Source organism: Montanilutibacter psychrotolerans, from assembly GCF_003719825.1.
Lineage (GTDB): Bacteria > Pseudomonadota > Gammaproteobacteria > Xanthomonadales > Xanthomonadaceae > Montanilutibacter > Montanilutibacter psychrotolerans.
Map to the genome: position 1 here is coordinate 185,967 of NZ_RIBS01000005.1, position 20,389 is coordinate 206,355.

17 protein-coding genes and 1 tRNA gene are annotated in these 20,389 nt (G+C 68.4%); 13 read left to right on the forward strand and 5 right to left on the reverse strand.

The genetic code is table 11. The features are described from left to right. Positions 1-24 precede the first annotated feature (24 nt). The 4 genes from serC to aroA all read left to right on the forward strand — a co-directional run bounded on the left by serC (position 25) and on the right by aroA (position 4,958). Positions 25-1,110: a 3-phosphoserine/phosphohydroxythreonine transaminase gene (gene serC, locus EER27_RS12015; RefSeq protein ID WP_123088350.1), complete on the forward strand. Its 1,086-nt coding sequence runs from the start codon at positions 25-27 to the stop codon at positions 1,108-1,110. After that, positions 1,110-2,384, forward strand: coding sequence for a prephenate dehydratase (gene pheA, locus EER27_RS12020; protein WP_123088351.1), 1,275 nt, complete (start codon positions 1,110-1,112; stop codon positions 2,382-2,384). The genes serC and pheA overlap by 1 nt, the downstream gene beginning before the upstream one ends. After that, positions 2,381-3,565, forward strand: coding sequence for a histidinol-phosphate transaminase (hisC, locus tag EER27_RS12025; RefSeq protein WP_123088352.1), 1,185 nt, complete (start codon positions 2,381-2,383; stop codon positions 3,563-3,565). Before pheA ends, hisC begins: the two co-directional genes overlap by 4 nt. Positions 3,566-3,641: 76 nt before the next feature. Beyond that, entirely contained in the window at positions 3,642-4,958 is a 1,317-nt protein-coding gene (gene aroA, locus EER27_RS12030) for a 3-phosphoshikimate 1-carboxyvinyltransferase (RefSeq protein ID WP_123088353.1), read from the forward strand. A gap of 226 nt (positions 4,959-5,184) precedes the next feature. Here aroA and EER27_RS12035 read toward each other — a convergent pair whose 3' ends face one another. Then, entirely contained in the window at positions 5,185-5,874 is a 690-nt protein-coding gene (locus EER27_RS12035; protein ID WP_123088354.1) for an energy transducer TonB, read from the reverse strand. Positions 5,875-6,018: 144 nt separating this feature from the next. Between EER27_RS12035 and serS the strand changes: the two genes are divergently transcribed. Next, a complete protein-coding gene (serS, locus tag EER27_RS12040; protein ID WP_123088355.1) occupies positions 6,019-7,299 on the forward strand; it encodes a serine--tRNA ligase in 1,281 nt (426 codons plus the stop codon). A gap of 120 nt (positions 7,300-7,419) precedes the next feature. On the opposite strand, the gene EER27_RS12045 is transcribed toward serS, so the two are convergent. After that, a complete protein-coding gene (locus EER27_RS12045; RefSeq protein ID WP_123088356.1) occupies positions 7,420-8,007 on the reverse strand; it encodes an FMN-dependent NADH-azoreductase in 588 nt (195 codons plus the stop codon). Between the two features lie 114 nt (positions 8,008-8,121). Between EER27_RS12045 and EER27_RS12050 the strand changes: the two genes are divergently transcribed. From EER27_RS12050 to EER27_RS12070, 5 genes are all read left to right on the forward strand, one after another. Next, positions 8,122-9,096, forward strand: coding sequence for a LysR family transcriptional regulator (locus EER27_RS12050; RefSeq protein ID WP_123088357.1), 975 nt, complete (start codon positions 8,122-8,124; stop codon positions 9,094-9,096). Between the two features lie 59 nt (positions 9,097-9,155). Further along, positions 9,156-9,245 (forward strand) — tRNA-Ser (locus tag EER27_RS12055). Positions 9,246-9,453: 208 nt separating this feature from the next. Continuing rightward, the gene (locus EER27_RS12060; protein WP_123088358.1) at positions 9,454-9,909 is read left to right on the forward strand and encodes a DUF4240 domain-containing protein; all 456 of its coding nucleotides are present in this window, start codon (positions 9,454-9,456) and stop codon (positions 9,907-9,909) included. A 297-nt stretch (positions 9,910-10,206) separates the two neighbouring features. Beyond that, positions 10,207-10,407, forward strand: coding sequence for a hypothetical protein (locus tag EER27_RS12065; RefSeq protein WP_123088359.1), 201 nt, complete (start codon positions 10,207-10,209; stop codon positions 10,405-10,407). A 507-nt stretch (positions 10,408-10,914) separates the two neighbouring features. Then, positions 10,915-11,565: a response regulator gene (locus EER27_RS12070; RefSeq protein ID WP_123088360.1), complete on the forward strand. Its 651-nt coding sequence runs from the start codon at positions 10,915-10,917 to the stop codon at positions 11,563-11,565. Positions 11,566-11,857: 292 nt separating this feature from the next. Here the strand turns inward: EER27_RS12070 and EER27_RS12075 are convergent, their stop codons facing one another. Beyond that, the gene (locus EER27_RS12075) at positions 11,858-15,346 is read right to left on the reverse strand and encodes an Rne/Rng family ribonuclease (RefSeq protein WP_123088361.1); all 3,489 of its coding nucleotides are present in this window, start codon (positions 15,344-15,346) and stop codon (positions 11,858-11,860) included. A 464-nt stretch (positions 15,347-15,810) separates the two neighbouring features. Here EER27_RS12075 and EER27_RS12080 point away from each other — a divergent pair, with 464 nt between their 5' ends. Further along, on the forward strand, positions 15,811-16,770 hold the full coding sequence (locus EER27_RS12080) for an RluA family pseudouridine synthase (protein WP_123088362.1): 960 nt from the start codon (positions 15,811-15,813) through the stop codon (positions 16,768-16,770). 77 nt (positions 16,771-16,847) lie between these two features. On the opposite strand, the gene EER27_RS12085 is transcribed toward EER27_RS12080, so the two are convergent. Together EER27_RS12085 and EER27_RS12090 are read right to left on the reverse strand one after the other, a co-directional pair. Beyond that, on the reverse strand, positions 16,848-17,288 hold the full coding sequence (locus tag EER27_RS12085) for an energy transducer TonB (RefSeq protein WP_190285765.1): 441 nt from the start codon (positions 17,286-17,288) through the stop codon (positions 16,848-16,850). A 1-nt stretch (position 17,289) separates the two neighbouring features. Next, the gene (locus EER27_RS12090) at positions 17,290-17,631 is read right to left on the reverse strand and encodes a 4a-hydroxytetrahydrobiopterin dehydratase (RefSeq protein WP_123088364.1); all 342 of its coding nucleotides are present in this window, start codon (positions 17,629-17,631) and stop codon (positions 17,290-17,292) included. Positions 17,632-17,818: 187 nt separating this feature from the next. On the opposite strand from EER27_RS12090, the gene EER27_RS12095 reads away from it, so the two are divergent. Both EER27_RS12095 and EER27_RS12100 read left to right on the forward strand, forming a co-directional pair. Next, entirely contained in the window at positions 17,819-18,415 is a 597-nt protein-coding gene (locus tag EER27_RS12095) for an NfuA family Fe-S biogenesis protein (protein WP_123088365.1), read from the forward strand. A gap of 19 nt (positions 18,416-18,434) precedes the next feature. Then, positions 18,435-20,183 carry a hypothetical protein gene (locus EER27_RS12100; protein WP_123088366.1) on the forward strand — a complete coding sequence of 583 codons (1,749 nt, stop codon included), beginning with the start codon at positions 18,435-18,437 and terminating at the stop codon, positions 20,181-20,183. Positions 20,184-20,389 lie beyond the last annotated feature (206 nt).

The following is a 20,389-nucleotide window of genomic DNA, read 5'->3' on the forward strand; positions in this document are numbered from 1 at the left end:
AGCCCTCAATCACGGATGCCCCGCATGTCCCGCGCCTTCAACTTCAGTGCCGGCCCCGCCACCCTGCCCGAAGCCGTACTGCGCCAGGCGCAGGCGGAAATGCTCGACTGGCACGGTGTCGGCGCCTCGATCGTCGAGCTCAGCCACCGCGGCCCGGAGTTCATGCAGGTGGCGGCCGAAGCCGAAGCCGACCTGCGCGCGCTGATGTCGATCCCGGACGATTACGCGGTGCTGTTCCTGCAGGGCGGTGCGACCACGGCGCAGGCGCTGCTGCCGCTGAATTTCGCTGCACCGGGCCAGGCGGTCGACTACGTGGTCACGGGTCACTGGGGCAAGACGGCACTCAAGCAGGTCAAGCACTGCGTGGCCGCCAACGTGGCCGCCAACGGCGAGCCCGGCGGCTACCGCGACATCCCGGCGCGCGACACGTGGCAGTTGTCCAGTGATGCGGCCTACGTGCACTACACCGCCAACGAGACCATCCACGGCGTCGAGTTCCGCGACATTCCCGACGTTGGCGACGTGCCGCTGGTCGGCGACTTCAGCTCCAGCATCGTGTCCGAGCCGCTGGATGTGTCGAAGTTCGGCGTGATTTACGCCGGCGCGCAGAAGAACCTCGGGCCGGTGGGCGTCTCGGTGGTGATCGTGCGCCGCGACCTGCTCGAACGCGCCGGTCAGCCGCGCGCGGAAATCCTGGATTACCGCGCCCACCTGAAGGGCGAGTCGATGCTCAACACCCCACCCACCTGGAACTGGTACCTGGCCGGCCTGGTGTTCAAGTGGATGCTGGCCGAGGGCGGCGTCACCGAGTTCGCCGCGCGCAACGCGCGCAAGTCAGCGCTGCTGTACGGCGTGATCGACCAGTCCGGCGGCTTCTATCGCAACGAGGTCGCCGCGGCAGTGCGCTCGCGCATGAACGTGCCGTTCTTCCTGCACGACGAGGCGCTGGACAAGCCGTTCCTGGCCCAGGCGCAGGAAGCCGGCCTGATCTCGCTGAAGGGACATCGCGCCCTCGGCGGCATGCGCGCTTCGATCTACAACGCGATGCCGGAGGAGGGCGTGCAGGCGCTCGCGACGTTCATGCGCGACTTCCAGCAAAGGCACGGCTGATGGCCAGATCCACCAAGCCCAAGACGGTCGGTGCCAAGGCGCCGGCCGCGAAGGTGGCAAAAGCCGAGAAAACCGCGAAGGCCGTAAAGGCCACCGGCTCGAAGGCGACGTCCAGGACGACTCGCTCCGTGGCGGCGTCCGCGGCCGCGCCCGCCGCTGTGTCCGAGTTCCCCGGCAAGGCCACGGCCATCCCCGCCGGACTGGACCTGGGCACGCTGCGTGAGCGCATCGACGGCATCGACCGCAGCATCCAGACCTTGATCGCCGAACGCGCGCAGTACGCGGGCCAGGTCGGCCGTGCCAAGGGCAAGCTGGCGGCGGCGGTGGACTACTACCGGCCCGAGCGCGAAGCGCAGGTGCTGCGCCGTGTGGTCGACCGCAACGACGGGCCGCTGGGCGACGACGTGCTGGTGCGGTTGTTCCGCGAGATCATGTCGGCCTGCCTGGCGCAGCAGGAGCCGCTCAAGATCGGCTTCCTGGGGCCCGAGGGCACGCATTCGCAGCAGGCGGTGTACAAGCACTTCGGCCACTCGATCCACGGCCTGCCGCTGGGCAGCATCGAGGAAGTGTTCCAGGAGGTCGACGCCGGCAACGCCGACTTCGGCGTAGTGCCGGTGGAGAATTCCACCCAGGGCACCATCCAGTCCACGCTCGACATGTTCCTCAGCTCCAACGTGAAGATCTGCGGCGAGGTCGAGCTGCGCATCCACCAGCACCTGCTGTCGCGCAGCGGCCGCATCGAAGACATCGAACGCGTCTACTCGCACCCGCAATCGTTCGCGCAGTGCAAGGCCTGGCTGCGGCAGTACCTGCCCAAGGCCGAGGCGATCCCGGTGGCCAGCAATGCCGAGGCCGCACGCCGCGCGCGCAACGCCGACGATGCCGCGGCCATTGCCGGGGCCAGCGCCGGCAACGTCTACGGGCTCAAGAATGTCGCCGGCCCGATCGAGGACCGCCCCGACAACACCACGCGCTTCCTGGTGCTGGGCCGCGAGCTGTTCACCACCTCGGGCAACGATCGCACCTCGCTGCTGATCTTCATCAAGGATCAGCCCGGCGCGCTGCACCACGTTCTGGCGCCGTTCGCGCGGCACGGTCTGAGCATGAACCGCATCGAGTCGCGGCCCGGGCACACCGGTCGCTGGCAGTACGCGTTCTTCGTCGACATCGGCGGGCACGTGCACGACGAGGCGATGCGCCGCGCACTCGACGAACTCGCCGAGTTCGCCCAGGAGGTGAAGGTGCTTGGCTCGTACCCGGTGGCCATCGCATGAGCACGGCAACGTCCACCCCTTCGCCCGTGCGGCATGACGAGGCATGGTTCGCGAGCCGGGCGCAGCCTGGCGTGCGCGGCTTGCGCGCCTACGACCCGGGGCACGACCTGGTTGCCCTGCGCGCGCGTTTCGGCGAAGCCGGCCTGCTTGAGCTGGGCTCCAACGAGAATCCGTACGGCGCCTCGCCCGAGGCCCGCGCGGCCATCCTCGACCAGATGCATGCGCTGCACCGCTATCCCGATCCGCTGGGCGCGGACCTCAAGCGCGCGTTGGCCGCAAAGCACGGCGTCGATGCCGCGCAGATCCTGCTGGGCAATGGTTCGCACGAGTTGCTGATGCAACTGGCGCAGGTGTTTGCCGGGCCGGATCAGGACGTCGTGTACTCGCGCTACGGGTTTGCCGTGTTCGCGCTGGCAACGCAGTGCGCCGGTGCCCGCGCACATGTCGTGGAGGCGTTGCCGCGCGACCACGCGACGATGCCGCTGGGCCACGACCTGGACGCCATCCTCGCGGCGATCACGCCGGCCACGCGCCTGGTGTACCTGGCCAACCCGAACAATCCGACCGGCACGTGGTTCGGCCGGGATGCCTTTGCGACGTTCATGTCGAAGGTGCCCGCGGAGGTGATCGTGGTGATGGACGAGGCCTACGCCGAACTGGCCGACGACGGTGACACCGACGTGGCCAGCGGCCTGCCGTTGCTGGCGCGCCATGCCAACCTGGTGGTCACCCGCACCTTCAGCAAGGCGTATGGCCTGGCGGGACTTCGCGTGGGCTATCTGCTGGCGGCACGCGGCCTGGTGGCGGTGATGGAGCGCGTTCGCGAGAGCTTCAACGTCAACGGGCCGGCGCTGGCCGCGTGCGAGGCGGCGCTGCGCGACGAGTCGCATCTGGTTTGGGGCCGCACCCGCAATCGCGAGCAGCGTGAGCAGTTGGCCGAGGCGTTGCAGGCGCGCGGTCTGCGCGTGCTGCCCTCGCGCACCAACTTCGTGCTGGTGGACTTCTCGCGGCAAGACGATGCGGCGCGAACGGTGCAGGTCGAGGCGGCATTGATCGCGCGTGGCGTGGTACTGCGCCCGATGGCGGGCTACGGGCTGCCGGAATACCTGCGCATCACGGTCGGCAGCCAGAGTGAGAACCGCGCCCTGCTGTCCGCGCTGGACGACGTGCTGCGGTCCTGACCGCCGGCTGATCAACGCGACGACCGTGGCGGCCATCGCCGCCACGCTGGCTTCTCCCCACATCGACAGGGATTGGATGAGCAACCTCCAACAACCGGCCTGGATCGCGACCCGCGGCGGTCCGCTGCGCGGGCAATGGCACGTGCCCGGCGACAAATCGGTGTCGCACCGCGCGGTGATGCTGGGAGCGATCGCCGAAGGAACCACCCGCATCCGCGGCTTCCTCGAAGGCGAGGACACCCGTGCGACAGCGCGTGTGTTCGAGCAGCTCGGCGTGCGCATCGAGGCGCCCAACGCCAGCGAGCGCATCGTCCACGGTGTCGGTCTGCATGGCCTGCGCGCGCCGTCCGGCGAGCTGGATTGCGGCAATGCCGGGACCGGCATGCGTCTGCTGGCCGGCGTGCTGGCCGGGCAGGCGTTCGACAGCGTGCTGATCGGCGATGCCTCGCTGTCCAGGCGCCCGATGCGCCGCGTCACCGAACCGCTGGCCGCCATGGGCGCGCGCATCGACACCGACGACGGCGGCATGCCGCCGTTGCGCATCCACGGTGGCCGCCGGTTGCACGGCATCGACTACGCACTGCCGGTGGCAAGCGCGCAGGTGAAATCGGCGTTGCTGCTGGCCGGGCTGTATGCCGATGGTGAGACCGTCGTTCGTGAGCCGCACCCGACGCGCGACTACAGCGAGCGCATGCTCGCCGCGTTTGGCTGGCCGATCGCGTTTGCGCCGGGCCAGGCGCGGCTCAGCGGTGGGCACGTGCTGCGCGCCTGCGACGTCGAGGTTCCCGCGGATTTCTCCTCGGCAGCGTTCTTCCTGGTTGCTGCCAGCGTGGTGCCCGGTTCCGAGCTGCTGCTGCGCGCCGTGGGCCTGAACCCGCGTCGCACCGGTCTGCTGCAGGCCTTGCGCCTGATGGGCGCCGACATCACCGAGCAGAACCCCGGCTCACACGGCGGCGAGCCGGTCGCGGACCTGCTGGTGCGGCACGCGCCGCTGCACGGCGTCGACGTGCCCGTGACGCTGGTGCCGGACATGATCGACGAGTTCCCGGCATTGTTCGTCGCCGCTGCCTGCGCCAGCGGGCGCACTCGCGTCAGTGGCGCCGCCGAGTTGCGCGTCAAGGAGTCGGACCGCATCGCGACCATGGCCACCGGCCTGCGTGCGCTCGGCGCCGACATCGAGGAACGGCCCGATGGCGCCGTGATCGAAGGCGGGCGCCTGCACGGCGGCGACGTCAACAGCCACGGCGACCATCGCATCGCGATGAGCTTCGCGATCGCCGCCCAGCTGGCCGATGGCGAGGTGCGGATCGGCGATGTCGCCAACGTGGCGACGTCGTTCCCGGGCTTCGACGCGTTGGCCACCGGCATGGGCATGGGACTGGCCGCGGCCTAGGGCGACGGCGTACGGCTGCAATCGCAGGGCGCATCGCCGCCAGAACGCGCGGCGCTGCGAGTGGCGCCGTGACCGGCGTGTCCGCCCGCGCGACGATCGCCATCTCGACGCGATGGCCCGCTCCAGCTATTTCGGCGCCGGGTGCGCGGAGGGCGCCGCCGTAGGCCGCCAACAAACGCTTGCGATATGCCAATACCTGCGGCCGTTGCGTCGCAGGCGAGGGCGGCTACGGGCTGAACACGATCGGCACGCGAACGCTGTCGACCGTCGGCTGCCCATTCTTCATCGCGGGCCGGAATCGCCAGCGACGTACCGCATCGAGTGCGGCGCGGTCGAGCGCGCGCGAGCCGCTGGTCTGATCGACGCTGACCGCGGTGGGTACGCCGTCCGGGCCAATCTGCGCCAGCACGATCACCGTCCCGCTTTCGCCACGGCGCAGCGCCTGCCTCGGGTACTGCGGCGATGGCGTGTGGCCCGGCAACGGTTCCGGCGCGCTGCTGGTGACGGCGCTCGGCGGTGGCGGCGGTGCTGACGGCGGGACGGGCGCGGCGGGCGGTGGCGGTGGGGTGGTCTCCACGAGCGTCGGACGCTCGCCGTCTTCCCGTGTCGGCGCGGGCGGGGTGCCCAGGCCGCTGGCGTTGTCGGCACCGGCCGGCAGCGGCGCCGGCAGCGGTGCGTAGTCCGGCCCCGCCGTTCCGGCCGCGTCCGGCCCGGCCCGGTAGAAATCCTTCTGGGTGTCGCGTCCGCCAAGCCACACCATCAAGAACAGCAACAGCCCGGCGACGAATGCCAGTGCGGTCCACAGCAACGCAGCGCGCGAGGGCTTCCAGGCCTTGAAGTCGAACGGCCGACGCGGCGGCTTCGACGGGGACGGGGAGGGCGTGCTCGGGGACGGCGGAAGCGTGGGTTCGGACATGGACAGCTCGGCAGCAGGGGCCCGGGCATTCTGGCACGGTCGGTCCGGGCGCTCGCGATGGGGGTCGCAAAGCCACAAAACGGTGCAAGCATGCGGCGCCGCGACACGCGATAATCGCCGCCTCGCTCATCCGTGGTCCCCTCCATGCTCGATCCGAACCTGCTGCGCCAGAACCCCGCCGAACTCGCCGCGCGTCTGCGCGACAGCCGTGGTTACGTCCTTGATTCCTCCGTGCTGGAGTCGCTGGAAAGCGAGCGCAAGCAGATCCAGGTGCGCACCCAGGAGCTGCAGAACCTGCGCAACACGCGTTCCAAGGCGATCGGGCAGGCCAAGGCCAAGGGCGAGGATGTCACCGCGCTGATGGCCGAGGTGGCTGGCCTCGCCGACGAGTTGAAGGCCAGCGAGGCACGCCTGGAGACCATCAAGGCCGAGATCGACGCCATCGCGTTGGGCATTCCCAACCTGCCGCACGAATCGGTGCCCGCCGGCAACGACGAGTCCGGCAATGTCGAGCAACACCGCTGGGGCACGCCGCGAACGTTCGACTTCGCGGTGAAGGACCACGTCGACCTGGGCGCGCGCAACGGCTGGCTCGATGGCGACGCGGGCGCCAAGCTGTCGGGTGCGCGCTTCACCGTGCTGCGCGGCCAGCTGGCCCGCCTGCACCGCGCGCTGGCGCAGTTCATGCTCGATCTGCACACGGACGAGCACGGCTATCAGGAAACCAACGTGCCGCTGATCGTCAACGCCGACAGCATGCGCGGCACCGGCCAGCTGCCCAAGTTCGAGGACGATCTGTTCGCGACCGAGGTTGGCGAAACCCGCCGCTACCTGATCCCGACCTCGGAAGTGCCGCTGACCAACATCGTGCGCGACGAGATCCTCGAAGACACCGCGATGCCGGTGCGGATGACGGCGCACTCGATGTGCTTCCGCGCCGAGGCCGGCAGCCATGGTCGCGACACCCGCGGCATGATCCGCCAGCACCAGTTCGAGAAGGTCGAGCTGGTGTCGATCGCCCGTCCCGACGAAAGCTACGCCGAGCACGAGCGCATGACGCGTTGCGCCGAGGTGGTGCTGGAGAAGCTTGGCCTGCCGTACCGCCGCATGCTGCTGTGCACGGGCGACATGGGCTTCGGCGCCACCAAGACGTTCGATCTCGAAGTCTGGCTGCCCTCGCAGGACACCTACCGCGAGATTTCCTCGTGCTCGAATTGCGAGGCCTTCCAGGCCCGTCGCATGCAGGCACGCTGGCGCAACCCGGTCACCGGAAAGCCCGAGCTGGCGCACACGCTCAACGGCTCCGGCGTCGCCGTGGGCCGGGCCATGATTGCGGTGATGGAGAATTACCAGCAGGCCGACGGTTCGATCAGCGTGCCCGAAGCGCTGCGCCCGTACATGGGCGGGCTCGAACGCATCGGCTGAGCCGGCGCAATTCGCGACAAAAGACGGGCCCGCATTGCGGGCCCGTAACGTTTCCGGCGGGAGAGAGGGACGCCGGATGCGCGTTGAACGCGTGCTGCCCTGGACCTCAGGCTGCGGACCTCAGGCTGCCATCGCGAGCGGGCATTCCTCGTCGATGCGCTGATGCGCGGACTGGAGCGATTTGGCGCGCTGTTCGGCCGACATCGCCAGGCCTTCTGCGGTGATGAACTCGACATCGTCGATACCCAGGAAGCGCAGCATGTGGCGCAGGTAGGGCTCGATGAAGTTGCTGGGCGCATCGGCCGCATGGAGCCCGCCGTACGCCCCGGCGAAGACCACTTTCTTTCCGCCCGCCAGGCCTTCCGGGCCGTTGGCGGTGTAGCGGAACGTCTTGCCGGCAATTGCGATGCGATCGATCCACGCCTTGAGTTGGCTGGGGATGTTGAAGTTGTACATCGGCGCCCCGATCACGATGACGTCGGCGGCGAGGAACTCTTCCATGATCGCGGCAGCTTCCGCGGCTTCGGCCGGGTCGGCGCCGGCAAGCGAGCTTCCACTCAGGTGCGGCAGCGGGGACGCGGCCAGATCGCGATAGACGACCTGCATCCCGGGGTTGGCGGCCGTCCACTGGCCAGCGATCGCAGCGCTGAGTTCGCGGCTGGCCGAGTTCTGGCCGAGGATGCTCGAATCGATGTGCAACAGCTTCATGGTGGACCTCGTGTGGAATTGGCGTCGGCGCCGAGTGAGGTGACTTTAGGCTGTTGCGTTGGTGCGATAAATAAGCTTGAATGTCACTGATTGTTCCACAAATGGACATAAACGATGCACGACCTCAATGACCTGTACTACTTCGCGATGGTGGTCGAGCATTCCGGCTTCGCCGCCGCCGAGCGCGCGCTCGGCATTCCGAAATCCCGTCTGAGCCGCCGCATCAGCCAGCTCGAGACCGACCTGGGCGTGCGTCTGCTGCAGCGCTCCACGCGCCGGTTCGCGGTGACCGAGGTCGGCAGCAGCGTGTACCGTCACGCGCAGTCGATGCTGGCCGAGGCGCAGGCGGCGCACGAGGTCGTCGACCGGCTCAGCGCCGAGCCGCGCGGCGTGATCCGGGTCAGCGTGCCGGTGGGGTTGGCGCAGCAGCAGGTTCCCAAGCTGCTGCCCGAGTTCCTAGCGCTGTACCCGCAAGTGCGCGTGCAGCTGCACATCAGCAACCGCCGCGTCGACATCATCAACGAAGGCATCGACGTGGCGTTGCGCGTGCGTTCCAAGCTCGACGACGACGGCAGCCTGGTGATGCGCAGCTTCGGTCAGATCCAGGAGCTGCTGGTCGCCAGCCCGGGCTACCTCAAGCGCATGGGGCGTCCGGTCAATCCCGACGACCTGGCTCAGCACGTGACGCTCAGCATCAGCGAGGACGACGCCCGCCAACGCTGGGAGCTGCACGGCCCGGACGGCGAGGTGCGACGCGTGGATCTCAAGCCGCGCGTGATGGGTTTCGACTTCCCGATGCTGATGGCGCTGGCCCAGCAGGGTGTCGGCATCACCCTGCTGCCGGAAACCGTGTGCGCCGAGGCGGTGCGTCGTGGCGAACTCGAAGTGGTGCTGCCGGAATGGCGCCTGCCGCAGGGCGTCTTCCACGCGGTGTTCGCCTCGCGTCGCGGCATGCTGCCGGCGGTGCGCGTGTTCATCGACTTCCTCGCCGAGCGCGCCCCGGCACTGGTCGAGTCCGCCCGCCTGCAGTGCGGCGACAAGCCCTGTCCCCCCGGCACCTTCCCCTCGGCCAAGGCCGCCAGAAAGTAGCCGCAGGCGGCAATGGGCATGCGAGAATGCCCGCCCCCGGCCCCGCGCCGAGGGCACACGGAGAGATGGCCGAGTGGTTTAAGGCAGCGGTCTTGAAAACCGCCGAAGGGTAAAACCTTCCGTGGGTTCGAATCCCACTCTCTCCGCCAAGATCAAGGCGGGTCTGCTACTGACGCGGGCCCCTCGCGCCTTGCCTCCGGCGTCCGGCGTCCGGCCTCCGGCAGACGTACCGGACCCTGCTTTCCTCGGATCAGGCAGTCTCTGCCTGAAGCGCATCCAGTATGGTGGCCGTACGCATGTGACACCGACCCACGGGTCATCCATCACGTAGTTTGGCTGCTTAGGGAGGACGTCGCAGTGGATGAGAAGGAATTCTGGCGAATCATTGGGTTGTTCAACTGGAAGCGCACCGGGGACGACGACGCCGTGCTCAAGCCGGCCGTCAAGGAGCTGGCCAAACAGTCGTTGGAGGACATCCAGGCGTTTGAGGAGATCCTGAGTCAAAAGCTCTATGCCCTGGATACGCTGGCTCACGCCAAGCAAATAGGCACGGATGCCTACGTAGACGACAAGCAACACTTCTCGGTTGACGTCTTTCTCTATGCCCGCTGCTGCGTCGTGGCGAATGGCCGAGACTTCTATGAGTCGGTGCTATCAGACCCCGCCGAATTCCCGGAGGACATGGATTTCGAGGCGCTACTGGAACTCGCCAGCGCCGCGTACGAGCTCAAATCCGGCAATGCTCCCGACTTCTTTGACACGTCGGTGAGCTATGAAACCTTCAGCAATCAGGAAGGATGGGCGGTAGCCTGACAGTTCACTCAAGCCGAGTCTTGGTGGCTCGGCTTCGATTCATGCGACACGTCGGGAGGTTACGTCGGTCGATGGTTCTCGACGACGACGCCCGCATTCGGAAACACTTTTCACCGAGCGCCCCGGGTCGGCCAGCGTGCCCTGTCAGTTGCCACAGGCACGTCGGCAGCATTTCGGCGTGAGCGTGCTCCGTTGCGCGCCGCGGGGGCGCTGATTGTTGTCGGCAGACGAGCGGGACTGCCTCTTCTTCACGTTTGCGCCGTAGCATGGGGCCTTCTCAACGTGGAGGTTGCCGTCATGGCAGGGAAGTGCCCCAAGTGTGAGCAGATCGTTTCGCGGCTGAGCATCAAGCCGTTGCTGGGTCAGGGCCCGTCCGGGCAGCACAAGTCGATCACCCTCAACTGCCCGGCGTGCGACACGATTCTCGGGGCACAGGTGGATCCTTCCGCGGCGAAGTCCGATCTGGTCGCCGAGATACGGAAGCTGCGGGAGGCCTAGCCGGATCGTGCCGGCGTTGGCCGGTAGATCCAGCAGGGGAGCGCCAGGCCGTGGTTACCATGAAAGGGCTCTTCCGGTCGCGCCTGCGGTCGCCAATGGCGTGCGTGCTTCGCGTGCCTGTTCGCTACCCATGCCGTGCCGGGTAACCGTTGCAAGCGGGCGCTGGCGCGCCAGGCGCGAGCGCTGGGCGGTCATCCATCCTAGCGCGCGTTGTCTCTCGATCCACCCGCGTAGCCCCTGGCGAAAGCCGCGCTGTCGTTGGCTTACCGCGCGCGCTAGGAGAGAATGAACGGACGATCTTCCGTCGGAACTGCAACCGATTGGCAGACGTCATGGGCCCGCTGGGCCCATTTCGTTGCGGTAGGAAAAAGCCCCTGCGACTGCGTTTTCGGCGTGTCGTTCCGGCGGGGTTTCCCTCGCAGATATTCAGGGTTATGGCCATTGCGCCGCCAACACGCGCAAGCGTAGCGTAGCTCGCACAGGGGCGGCACGCGGAGGAGGTAAGGGATGACCATCCGAGTATTCATCGTTGACGACCACGCGCTGGTGCGAACCGGTATGCGCCTGATCCTGTCAGCCGAAGACGATATCGACGTCGTGGGAGACGCCGAAAGCGGCGAAACGGCGATGCCGCTGATCCGTAAGCTCAAGCCCGATATCGTGCTGTGCGACCTGCACCTTCCCGGTGTCAGCGGCCTGGAGGTTACCGAGCGCGTGGTCCATGGCGAACACGCCACGCGCGTGATCATCGTCTCCGTGCTGGAAGACGGCCCGATGCCCAAGCGCCTGCTGGAAGCGGGTGCCTCGGGCTACGTCGGCAAGGGCGGGGATGCATCGGAGTTGGTACGCGCGGTTCGGGAGGTCTCGCGTGGCCGGCGATTCCTCGCCAGCAATATCGCCCAGAACATGGCGCTGTCCGGGCTGGAAGGCTCCAATTCTCCGTTCGACGAGCTGACGCCGCGCGAGATCGAGATTGCGCTGTTGCTGGTGCAAGGCCTGCGTCAGGAAGAAATCGCCAAACGGCTGAGCCTGAGCTCCAAGACGGTAAACACCCACAAGAGCCGCTTGTTCGACAAGCTCGACATCCACGACAGCATCGCGCTTGCCCGGCTGGCCAGCCAATACGGTCTGATGGAACCGGGTCTGGTCGTCGGGTGAGCACAGCGTGCGCCCGGGGTGACACCGGGTAGGGCAGGTCCGGAACGCGCTGGATGGGCGATGCCTGCCGAGCGCGGTCTGGTCGGGTAGGTCTTTGCAAACTCGATGGCGATTGCGGTGCAGTGCCCGCGACGGGGACGACGGGGCCCCCGGTAGACCGTAGACCAGCGGCGACGCGCGCCGGGTTGATGGGATCGCCACGACGGTGTCCTTCGGGTACCCGCAAAGCAGAAGGGCCGTGCATCTGCACGGCCCTTCTGATTACTTCAGCCCGATCGGGGCCTTGCCGACTTTAGACCTCGTGGCGCTGGTCCTTGTCGTCGGCCGGCTTGACCGGGGATTCCGGCGGCAGGTCGAACAGTCCGCCGGTGCGCGGCAGACGCGGTTCGGCGACGACTGGCTCCACGTTGCTTTCCGCGGCGCCGTTGCCGGCGGCAGGTTCGGCGTCCGCAGCGGCCGCGACAGCGGCGTCGTCGGCCGGTGTTGCCTGCGGGGCGTTGTCGGGCGTGGTTTCAACGGCCTCGGTGGTCGCTGCCGTTGCCGGTTCCGCGGCGACGGTGGTTGCGCGGGGCAACTCGTTGGCGGGGGGCGCGGTGGTCGGTTCGGCTGCCGCGGGCGCGGGTTCCGTCTGCTCGACGACCCGCGGTTCCGCAAGCTCGGGCTCCGGCGCGGTCGGAATGACCTCGGCCGGTGCGGCGGGCATCGGCGAGACGGGTGCGCGTTCGACGACGCGTTCCACCGGGGCCGGCGTGGGCGAGCTGGGCTCGACGACGGCAGGCTCGATGACCACAGGTTCGATGACGGCAGGCTCGACCTTGGCAGGTTCGACCACAACCGGCGCCACGACGACCGGCTCGACCACGACGGGTTCAACCACGGCCGGCTCGACCACGACGACTTCCGTCGGCGTGTTGACGGCCTCGACGGCTTCCGCCGCGGCGACCGCCGGCTCAACCACGTCAGCGTGCACCGGCGCGACAACCACGGCAGGCGTGATCGACGCTTCGTCGCGCGGGGTGACCGAGGCGCTGGCAACGTCGGCCGGTGCCGTGCCATCCGTTGCCTGCGGCGCATGGGTGCGCTCAGGAGCGGACACCGGCGCTGCGATGTCGGCCACCGGGGCAGGGGCGTCGGGCGTTGCCGTCACCACGGCAGGACCGTCGCTCTCGGCACGCTCCACGGCCTTGGCCGCAAATTCCGTGGCCGCCGCGATGGCGGCAGCTGCGGAGCCAACGACACCGCTGGTACGGACAGGCTTCTGCGAGGACACGTCGTCGTCGAAGTCAAACTCGGGCTGCGAGCGCTGCGCGGTCGAGACGGGGGCCTCGTCGCCCACCGGCATGTCCTCGTCTTCGTCACCGATCAACAGCTCGTTACCGTCGATGCCTTCGCCGGCGGCGCCTGCTTCACCACCACGACGACGACGGCGACCGCCGCGACGACCACGACGGCGACGGCCACCGGCCTCGGCGGCAGCGGCATCGATCGCCGCGGTATCCGCGTTGTCCGACGTCACCTGGCCCGGGGCATTGGCCTCGGCGGCGGTCGTGTCGACAGAGGCGACAGCTGCACCTGCCACGGCGACGGCGGCAACGGTTGCCGGCGCGGCGATGACGGTGTCATCGGCCACGGCGACGGACGGCTCTGCGACGGGCTTGGGTTCGTTGCGCGGCGGACGCGGCGGGTTGACCGGTGCCGTGCCGAGGCTGGCGACGTTGCGTTCCTCGGCCTGCGGCTTCGGCTGGCGCGGTGCCGGCGCGTTGGCTTGTGGCTTCTGTGCCTGCTTGGGCTGCTGCTGGCGGCCCTGCTGGCCCTGGCCCTGCGCCTGGCCACCGGCTGCGGCGTTCTGTGCCGGCGCCGGGTTGCGACGCGACTCGTCACGACGCTGCTCGTCACGGCGACCGCCTTCGCGACCACCCTGCTTGCCACTGCGGCCGTCGCGGCGCTGGCCGTTGCGATCGCCACGGTCGCCACGGTTGCGGCTGTCCTGCTGGGTGCGCTCGGCCAGGGTGGCTTCGGCTTCCGGGGATACCTTGGTGCCGCGGAAGAAGCGCAGGATCCGCTCGACCATGCCCACCGAATGGGTCGGGGCGATGATCTGGGCGGGGACCGGTGCGGCGGCCACGGCGGCCACTGGCGCCTCGCGCGCTTCGCGGGGCTCGCGCAGCGGCGCCGGCTGTGCCGGCTTTACGTTGGTCACCGCAGGCGCGGCCGGCACGTTGAGATTGGCCTTGGTCAGCGCATGCGTGACCAGCTTGCGCGGCGTGCCGCGCTGGTAGCTCGGCTTGCTCGATTCCTCGCCCAGCTCATTCTCGCGAATGCGCGTGACTTCGTAATGCGGGGTGTACATCTGCTCGTCGGCAACGATCACGATCGGCGCGTCGTGGCGCTTCTCGATCTCGCTGAGCGCGCGGCGCTTCTCGTTGAGCAGGTAGTTGGCGATCTCGGTGGGAGCCTGCACCAGGACCTGCCCGGTGTTCTCCTTCATCGCGTGCTCTTCTGCCAGTCGCAGGATCGACAGCGACAGCGATTCCACCGAACGCATCCGGCCATGGCCTTCGCAGCGCGGGCAGACCAGCTGGCTCGACTCGCCCAGCGACGGACGCAGGCGCTGGCGGCTCATCTCCAGGAGGCCGAAGCGCGAGATGCGGCCGAGCTGGACGCGGGCTCGGTCGGACTTCAGTGCGTTCTGCAGGCGGTTCTCGACGTCGCGCTGGTGCTTGTTCGAGGACATGTCGATGAAGTCGATCACCACCAGGCCGCCCAGGTCGCGCAGGCGCATCTGGCGGGCGACTTCTTCGGCCGCCTCCAGGTTGGTGTTGAACGCGGTTTCCTCGATGTCGCCGCCCTTGGTGGCGCGCGCCGAGTTCACGTCGACCGCGGTCAGCGCTTCGGTCTGGTCGATCACCAGCGCGCCGCCGGACGGCAGACGCACTTCACGCTCGTAGGCGTTCTCGATCTGCGATTCGATCTGGAAGCGATTGAACAGCGGCGTGTCGTCGGTGTAGTGCTTGAGCTTCTTGAGGTTGTGCGGCATCACCTGTTCGACGAACTCGCGCGCCTCGGCGTACATCTCCGGCGTGTCGACCAGGATCTCGCCGATGTCCGGGCGCATGTAGTCGCGCAAGGCGCGAATGATCAGTCGCGATTCCTGGTAGATCAGGAACGGTGCCTTGCGGTCCTTGTCCAGCGCGGCGCCGGCGATGGCCGTCCACACGCTGACCAGGTAGTTCAGGTCCCACTGCAGCTCTTCGGCATCGCGGCCAACGCCGGCGGTGCGGATGATCACGCCCATGTCGTCGGGGATGTCGAGGCTGTCCATCGCCTGCTTGAGCGCGGCGCGGTCGTCGCCTTCGATGCGACGCGAGACGCCACCGGCGGTCGGCGAGTTGGGCATCAGCACCATGTAGCGGCCGGCCAACGAGATGAACGTGGTCAGGGCAGCGCCCTTGTTGCCACGCTCTTCCTTGTCGACCTGCACCACCACTTCCTGGCCTTCGCGCAGGAGTTCCTTCAGGCCGGCCTTGTTATGGTCGACGCCCGGCTGGAAGTAGTCGCGGGAGATTTCCTTGAGCGGCAGGAAACCGTGGCGGTCGCCGCCGTATTCGACGAAGGCGGCCTCGAGAGAAGGCTCGAGCCGGGTGATGCGGCCCTTGTAGATGTTGGACTTCTTTTGTTCCTTGGCCGGCTGCTCGATGTCGATGTCGTACAGGTTCTGGCCGTCGACGATGGCAACGCGCAGTTCTTCTGCCTGCGTGGCGTTGATCAGCATTCGCTTCATTGTTGCGTCCTCGCGCGCTCTACCGCGCGGAACGCCCTGGCGTTTCGCTTCTGGATACTGCGTCCCGCCGCGCGGAATACGCGCTGGCGTGACCTCAAATTTCCAGCGCTACGACACCACGGCATACCGCGGGAGCGCTCTGTTGCTTTCCAAATTGCGGGCCGGCGACGCAAGCGTCGCTCGGAGTCGGTCCGGCGGCAGCTTCAGGCGATGAAGCCATGGCGCCGCGCGGGGATGTTCAGCGCCGGTGGTATGACCCACCCGGCGAGCGTCGGTTCCGCCGGACCGTCGCTGCTAACATGGCTACCCCGAGGGCAGTGGTCAGGCGCGGGCCGGAATCACGCGGAGGGGGCTTTCGGCCCCGTACCGTCCTGAAGCGACTGTTTCACGCCTCGGGCGGTACAACTCCAAGCGAAATCAAAACCTTATCTCGCGTCGCGAGTGTAACAGATAACACCCCACCTATGACCCATTCAGCTTCCCCCGGCGCGCCGGCCGGTGCCCGCAGCGTGCGCGTTCCGGAGGACCGTGACGGTCAACGTCTCGACAATTTCCTGCTCGGCCAACTCAAGGGCGCGCCCAGATCGCTGGTTTACAAGCTGGTGCGTTCCGGCCAGGTCCGGGTGAATGGCGGCCGCGCCAAGGCCGAGCGCAAGCTCGAGGCCGGCGACGAAGTGCGCATTCCCCCGGTTCGTCTCAGCGAGCAGGGAGAAAAGACCGCGCCGCCGAAGGGCTTCATGGACGCCCTGGATGCCGCGATCGTGTACGAGGACGAGCGCCTGCTGGCCCTGAACAAGCCGTCCGGCGTCGCCAGCCATGGCGGTTCCGGCATCAGCTTCGGGGCGATCGAGACCCTGCGCGCGTTGCGCCCGGGGCGGACGCTGGAGCTGGTGCACCGGCTGGATCGGGACACGTCGGGCCTGTTGATCGTCGCCAAGAAGCGCTCGGCGCTCACCGAGATGCAGGCGCTCATGCGCGAGGACGGCGGGATTGCCAAGCGCTACATGGCGCTGTTGGGCGGTCGTATGCCCGACGGCGTGATGACGGTCGATGCGCCACTGCACATCGGCCTGCGCCAGGGCGGGGAACGCCACGTCCAGGTCCATCGCGACGGCAAACCGTCGTTGAGCCATTTCCGGGTGCTGGAGCGCCGCGGCGGACAGTCCTACTGCGAAGTCCGGATCGAAACCGGACGCACCCACCAGATCCGCGTCCACGCCCAGCACATCGGGCACGCGGTCGCCGGTGACGACAAGTACGGCGATCCGGCGGTCAACAAGAAGCTGCGTGAGCAGGTCGGCCTCAAGCGCCTGTTCCTGCACGCCTCGACGCTTGAGTTCGCCCTCGATGGCGGCAAGGCCCCGTACCAGCTCAACGCACCGTTGGCACAGGAACTGATCGACGTGCTGGACCGTCTGACCTGACCTGACGTTGGCAACCGCGGCCGCGGCCCCGGTCCGCGCCGGCTGCCGTGGCAGCCGGTTTGCCACGGCCTGTCGGCTCAGCCGTCCGCCTTGGCCGCTTCGTCCAGCGCGAAGCAGGATGTCGGTCGCACTGCCGGCGGGGTGAAGGTGATGGGCACCTTGATCTGAGTGGACACGGGCTTGCCACCGCGGGTCGCGGGTTTGAACTTCCAGCCGCGCACGGCTTCCTGGGCGGCCTGGTCCAGCGCATCCAGCTTGCTGCTCCGGGTCAGGCGGAATGCCGACGCCCGCCCATCCACGCCAATGGTCAGCATCAGCTCGACGTATCCGCCCGTGCCTTCGCAGGCTAGGGCCAGGGGGTAGTTGGGCGCGGGCGCGTCGAGCACCGTGGGTTCGGTGTGGCGAATCGGTGCCGGGCCTTCCTGTTGCGGATGGCACGCGACCAGCAACCCGATCAGGACGAGCGCGCCCACTCCGGCGCGACCGGTGTTGAAATGGGTACCCGAAGTCGCGTTCATGTCAGTCCACCAGTGCGTCAGCTTTCGCGGCGCAGATGAAGTCATTTTCGCTCAGGCCGCCCACGTCGTGCGTCGAATAGCGCACCACGCAGCGGTCGTAGTGCACGCCCAGGTCGGGGTGGTGGTCTTCGCGGTGGGCGATCAGCGCCAGCGCATTCACGAACGCCATGGTGCGGTAGTAATCGGCGAACTCGTAGGTGCGAACCAGCGCGTGGCCTTCCTCGGCCAGCTCCCAGCCGGGCACCTGCGGCAGCAGTTCGCGCACACGCGCTTCGCCGAGCTTGTGTTCGATGCCGCTGCGGGGGACGCAGTGCGCTTGTACGAGCGGGATCAGATCGTTCATCGCGGATTCCTTGCGGCTGCGCGCCGACTGAACGAAACCGGGACGGCGCGGGTGCGGGTGGGGCGTGCCGCAAGCGTGCGTCACGCAGACAGCTAGAATAGCGGAGGATGCGGATTTACGAATCCGTACGGAATTGCATCGCACAATGCGCCCCCGGCACGGCCGCCGGCGCGGGACCAGACGAATCATGATCCAGATTTCAGAATCGGCGCAGACCCATTTCCGCAAGTTGATCGAACGCGAATCCCTGCCGGGACTCGGAGTGCGGTTGTCGGCGATGCACGCGGGTACCTCGCGCGCCGACGTGCGCCTGGAGTTCGCCGAACCCGGCGATCTGCAGGGCGACGAATGGGCGGTGGATTGCGACGGCTTCACGCTGTGGCTGGAGGCCGCCAGCGTCAGTTACCTCGATGGCGCCGAGATCGACTACGAAACCCTCGCCACCGGTGGCCAGCTGCAGATCCGCGCGCCCAAGATCAAGGGCGAGGTGCCTGCCGACTCGGCGTCGCTGGTCGAGCGGGTGCGCTGGGTGGTCGAGCACGAGATCAATCCGCAGCTGGCCCAGCACCGCGGCAGCGTCTCGGTGCAGGAAGTGACCGCAGAAGGCGTCGTGGTCCTGCGTTTTGGTGGCGGTTGCCACGGCTGTGGCATGGCCGATGTGACGCTCAAGCAGGGCATCGAGAAGACCCTGCTCGAGAAGGTTGCCGGTGTGACGGCGGTGCGCGACGCCACCGATCACGACAGCGGCGCAGCACCGTACATCAGCCGCGACACCGCGGCCTGAGTCCGGCGCGGCGTCGTCGATGGTCTCTGCCGCCGAATTCATCGAAGCCATCCAGCGTCGGTTGCGACTGTACCGGCCGCGACCGGTGCCGCCTGGAGCGTTCCCGCCGGGCTGGCAGGCCTGGTTCGCCAGCATGCTCGAACGCCAGGGCGCCGTGACAGGCGCCTTGTCGTCGGCCATCGTCGATGCGTTGTTGCAACGGCCCCTGGCGCGGCCTCCGCGTCGCGCGGACGAACTCACCCGATGGCAGGCGTTTGCCAGCCTGTGGCGGCAGCAATGGCATCCGCCGGAGCGCGAAGACCGGCGCGTGCGGTGGTTCGCCGCGGCGGTCTCGGCAATCATCCACGTGCTGTTCGCGGCGATGCTGCTGTGGCTGATGTACCTGCAGTACATCGGCAACGAAGCGCTGCCGGAAGGCGAGGATGTGGTGCAGATCGAGTTCATCGGCACCGGCACCCCCGAAGAAGCGGGCGCCGGCCCGCAGGCCGGGCCGCAACCGCCCGCACCGCAGGCGGGCGAGGCACCCTCGGCGGGCGCTACGACGGGGGCGCAGCCGCCGTCGCCGGCAGCGGCATCGGCCAGCGTCGCCCCGCCGTCCGTGGCGACGCCCACCCTTGATGCGCCCATTCCCGATGTCCCGCAGCGCGACGTTCCCGAGCCGCAGCTTCCTCCTGTGCAGGCCGAGCAACGCGTCACCGTCAGCCAATCGCCGCCGGACACCACGGCGGTGTTCGTGCTGCCGCCAACCACGCCGATCGCGCAGCGCGCGGAATCGCCAGAGCTTGCCGCGCCCAGTGCTTCGGTCGCGGCGCGCGAGGTGCCCGAACCGCTGCAGCGACTGAACCCCAACGCGCCGCGCCCGCAGCCTTCGCTTTCAACGGCGGACACGCCGGCGCTGGTCGCGCCGCAGGCCCAGGTGTCGCAGCGCGATGTCCCCACGCCGCTCGCCCGTGTGGCGGTGCCGGTACTGGAGGCGACACCGCAGGCGGCGCCGGTACTGCAGGCGGGCACCGCACAGACACGCACGCGCGATGTTCCCGCGCCGTCGTCGGCGTCGCCCTCCCCGTCGCAGGCCGCTGCCGCGACGACCGCCAGCTCGACGGCCGCAACGGCATCGCCAGCAGCCTCGACGGCAGCAGCCTCGACGGCCGCGGCCAGTGCCGCGCCGACCACGGGAAATCCCTCGCCGGCGACCGCTGGCGCTCGCGCACCCGGAGCGGCGGCGACGACCTCGCCGACGCCCGGCCGCACCGCCGGACAAGGCCCCAAGCCGGCAGCATCCGTCGGTGGATGGCCCTCACCCAAGCGTGGCGACGATTGGGGCGATTCAACCCGCAACGTGCCCGGCGGGCAGCGCGGCGATCCGGCCGGCTTGTACAACGCCGACGGCAGCGTGCGCCTGGGCGAGCCGCCGGGATCGGCATCTCCGGGATTCCCGCCCGGAACCATCAGCGAAGAGATCGCCAACCTCGACCGATCGGGCACGTGGCTCAAGCGTCGCCCGACGGACTACGAGCCGACCGCTTTCGACCAGTACTGGCGACCGCACGAGAACCTGCTGGAGGAGTGGGTGCGTCGCGGCGTCAAGTCGGTAGAAGTTCCCATTCCTGGCACCAGCAAGAAGCTGGTGTGCGCGGTGTCGCTGTTGCAGCTGGGCGGCGGCTGTCGCGTCGCCGACCCCAATCTCAACGATCAGCCCGCGACCGCGCGTCCCCCACCGGACATTCCGTTCAAGCCCGAGCTGCAGGAAGGAAACGGCAGCCGTTGACGCCCCCGGGGGGCGCCGGACGCCCGGGCAGGCAGCACTCGCGCTCATATCGCCCGCCGCGAAGACCATCCCCCGACCTGGGCGGCACCACGGCCGCCGTGCGATGCGCCGTTGGCAGCAAACCGCGTCGGGCGCAGCGGTACCGGCGTTGCGAGGCAGGAGGGCGGGGCGGCCGGCCCGATGCCGGCTAGGCGCCCTGAATTGCC

Excerpts from the sequence above, each read along its gene's own strand:
- serC (WP_123088350.1), top strand. The coding sequence starts at position 25 with ATGTCCCGCGCCTTCAACTTCAGTGCCGGCCCCGCCACCCTGCCCGAA.
- pheA (WP_123088351.1), top strand. The coding sequence starts at position 1,110 with ATGGCCAGATCCACCAAGCCCAAGACGGTCGGTGCCAAGGCGCCGGCC.
- hisC (WP_123088352.1), top strand. The coding sequence starts at position 2,381 with ATGAGCACGGCAACGTCCACCCCTTCGCCCGTGCGGCATGACGAGGCA.
- aroA (WP_123088353.1), top strand. The coding sequence starts at position 3,642 with ATGAGCAACCTCCAACAACCGGCCTGGATCGCGACCCGCGGCGGTCCG.
- EER27_RS12035 (WP_123088354.1), bottom strand. The coding sequence starts at position 5,874 with ATGTCCGAACCCACGCTTCCGCCGTCCCCGAGCACGCCCTCCCCGTCC.
- serS (WP_123088355.1), top strand. The coding sequence starts at position 6,019 with ATGCTCGATCCGAACCTGCTGCGCCAGAACCCCGCCGAACTCGCCGCG.
- EER27_RS12045 (WP_123088356.1), bottom strand. The coding sequence starts at position 8,007 with ATGAAGCTGTTGCACATCGATTCGAGCATCCTCGGCCAGAACTCGGCC.
- EER27_RS12050 (WP_123088357.1), top strand. The coding sequence starts at position 8,122 with ATGCACGACCTCAATGACCTGTACTACTTCGCGATGGTGGTCGAGCAT.
- EER27_RS12065 (WP_123088359.1), top strand. The coding sequence starts at position 10,207 with ATGGCAGGGAAGTGCCCCAAGTGTGAGCAGATCGTTTCGCGGCTGAGC.
- EER27_RS12070 (WP_123088360.1), top strand. The coding sequence starts at position 10,915 with ATGACCATCCGAGTATTCATCGTTGACGACCACGCGCTGGTGCGAACC.
- EER27_RS12075 (WP_123088361.1), bottom strand. The coding sequence starts at position 15,346 with ATGAAGCGAATGCTGATCAACGCCACGCAGGCAGAAGAACTGCGCGTT.
- EER27_RS12080 (WP_123088362.1), top strand. The coding sequence starts at position 15,811 with ATGACCCATTCAGCTTCCCCCGGCGCGCCGGCCGGTGCCCGCAGCGTG.
- EER27_RS12085 (WP_190285765.1), bottom strand. The coding sequence starts at position 17,288 with ATGAACGCGACTTCGGGTACCCATTTCAACACCGGTCGCGCCGGAGTG.
- EER27_RS12090 (WP_123088364.1), bottom strand. The coding sequence starts at position 17,631 with ATGAACGATCTGATCCCGCTCGTACAAGCGCACTGCGTCCCCCGCAGC.
- EER27_RS12095 (WP_123088365.1), top strand. The coding sequence starts at position 17,819 with ATGATCCAGATTTCAGAATCGGCGCAGACCCATTTCCGCAAGTTGATC.
- EER27_RS12100 (WP_123088366.1), top strand. The coding sequence starts at position 18,435 with ATGGTCTCTGCCGCCGAATTCATCGAAGCCATCCAGCGTCGGTTGCGA.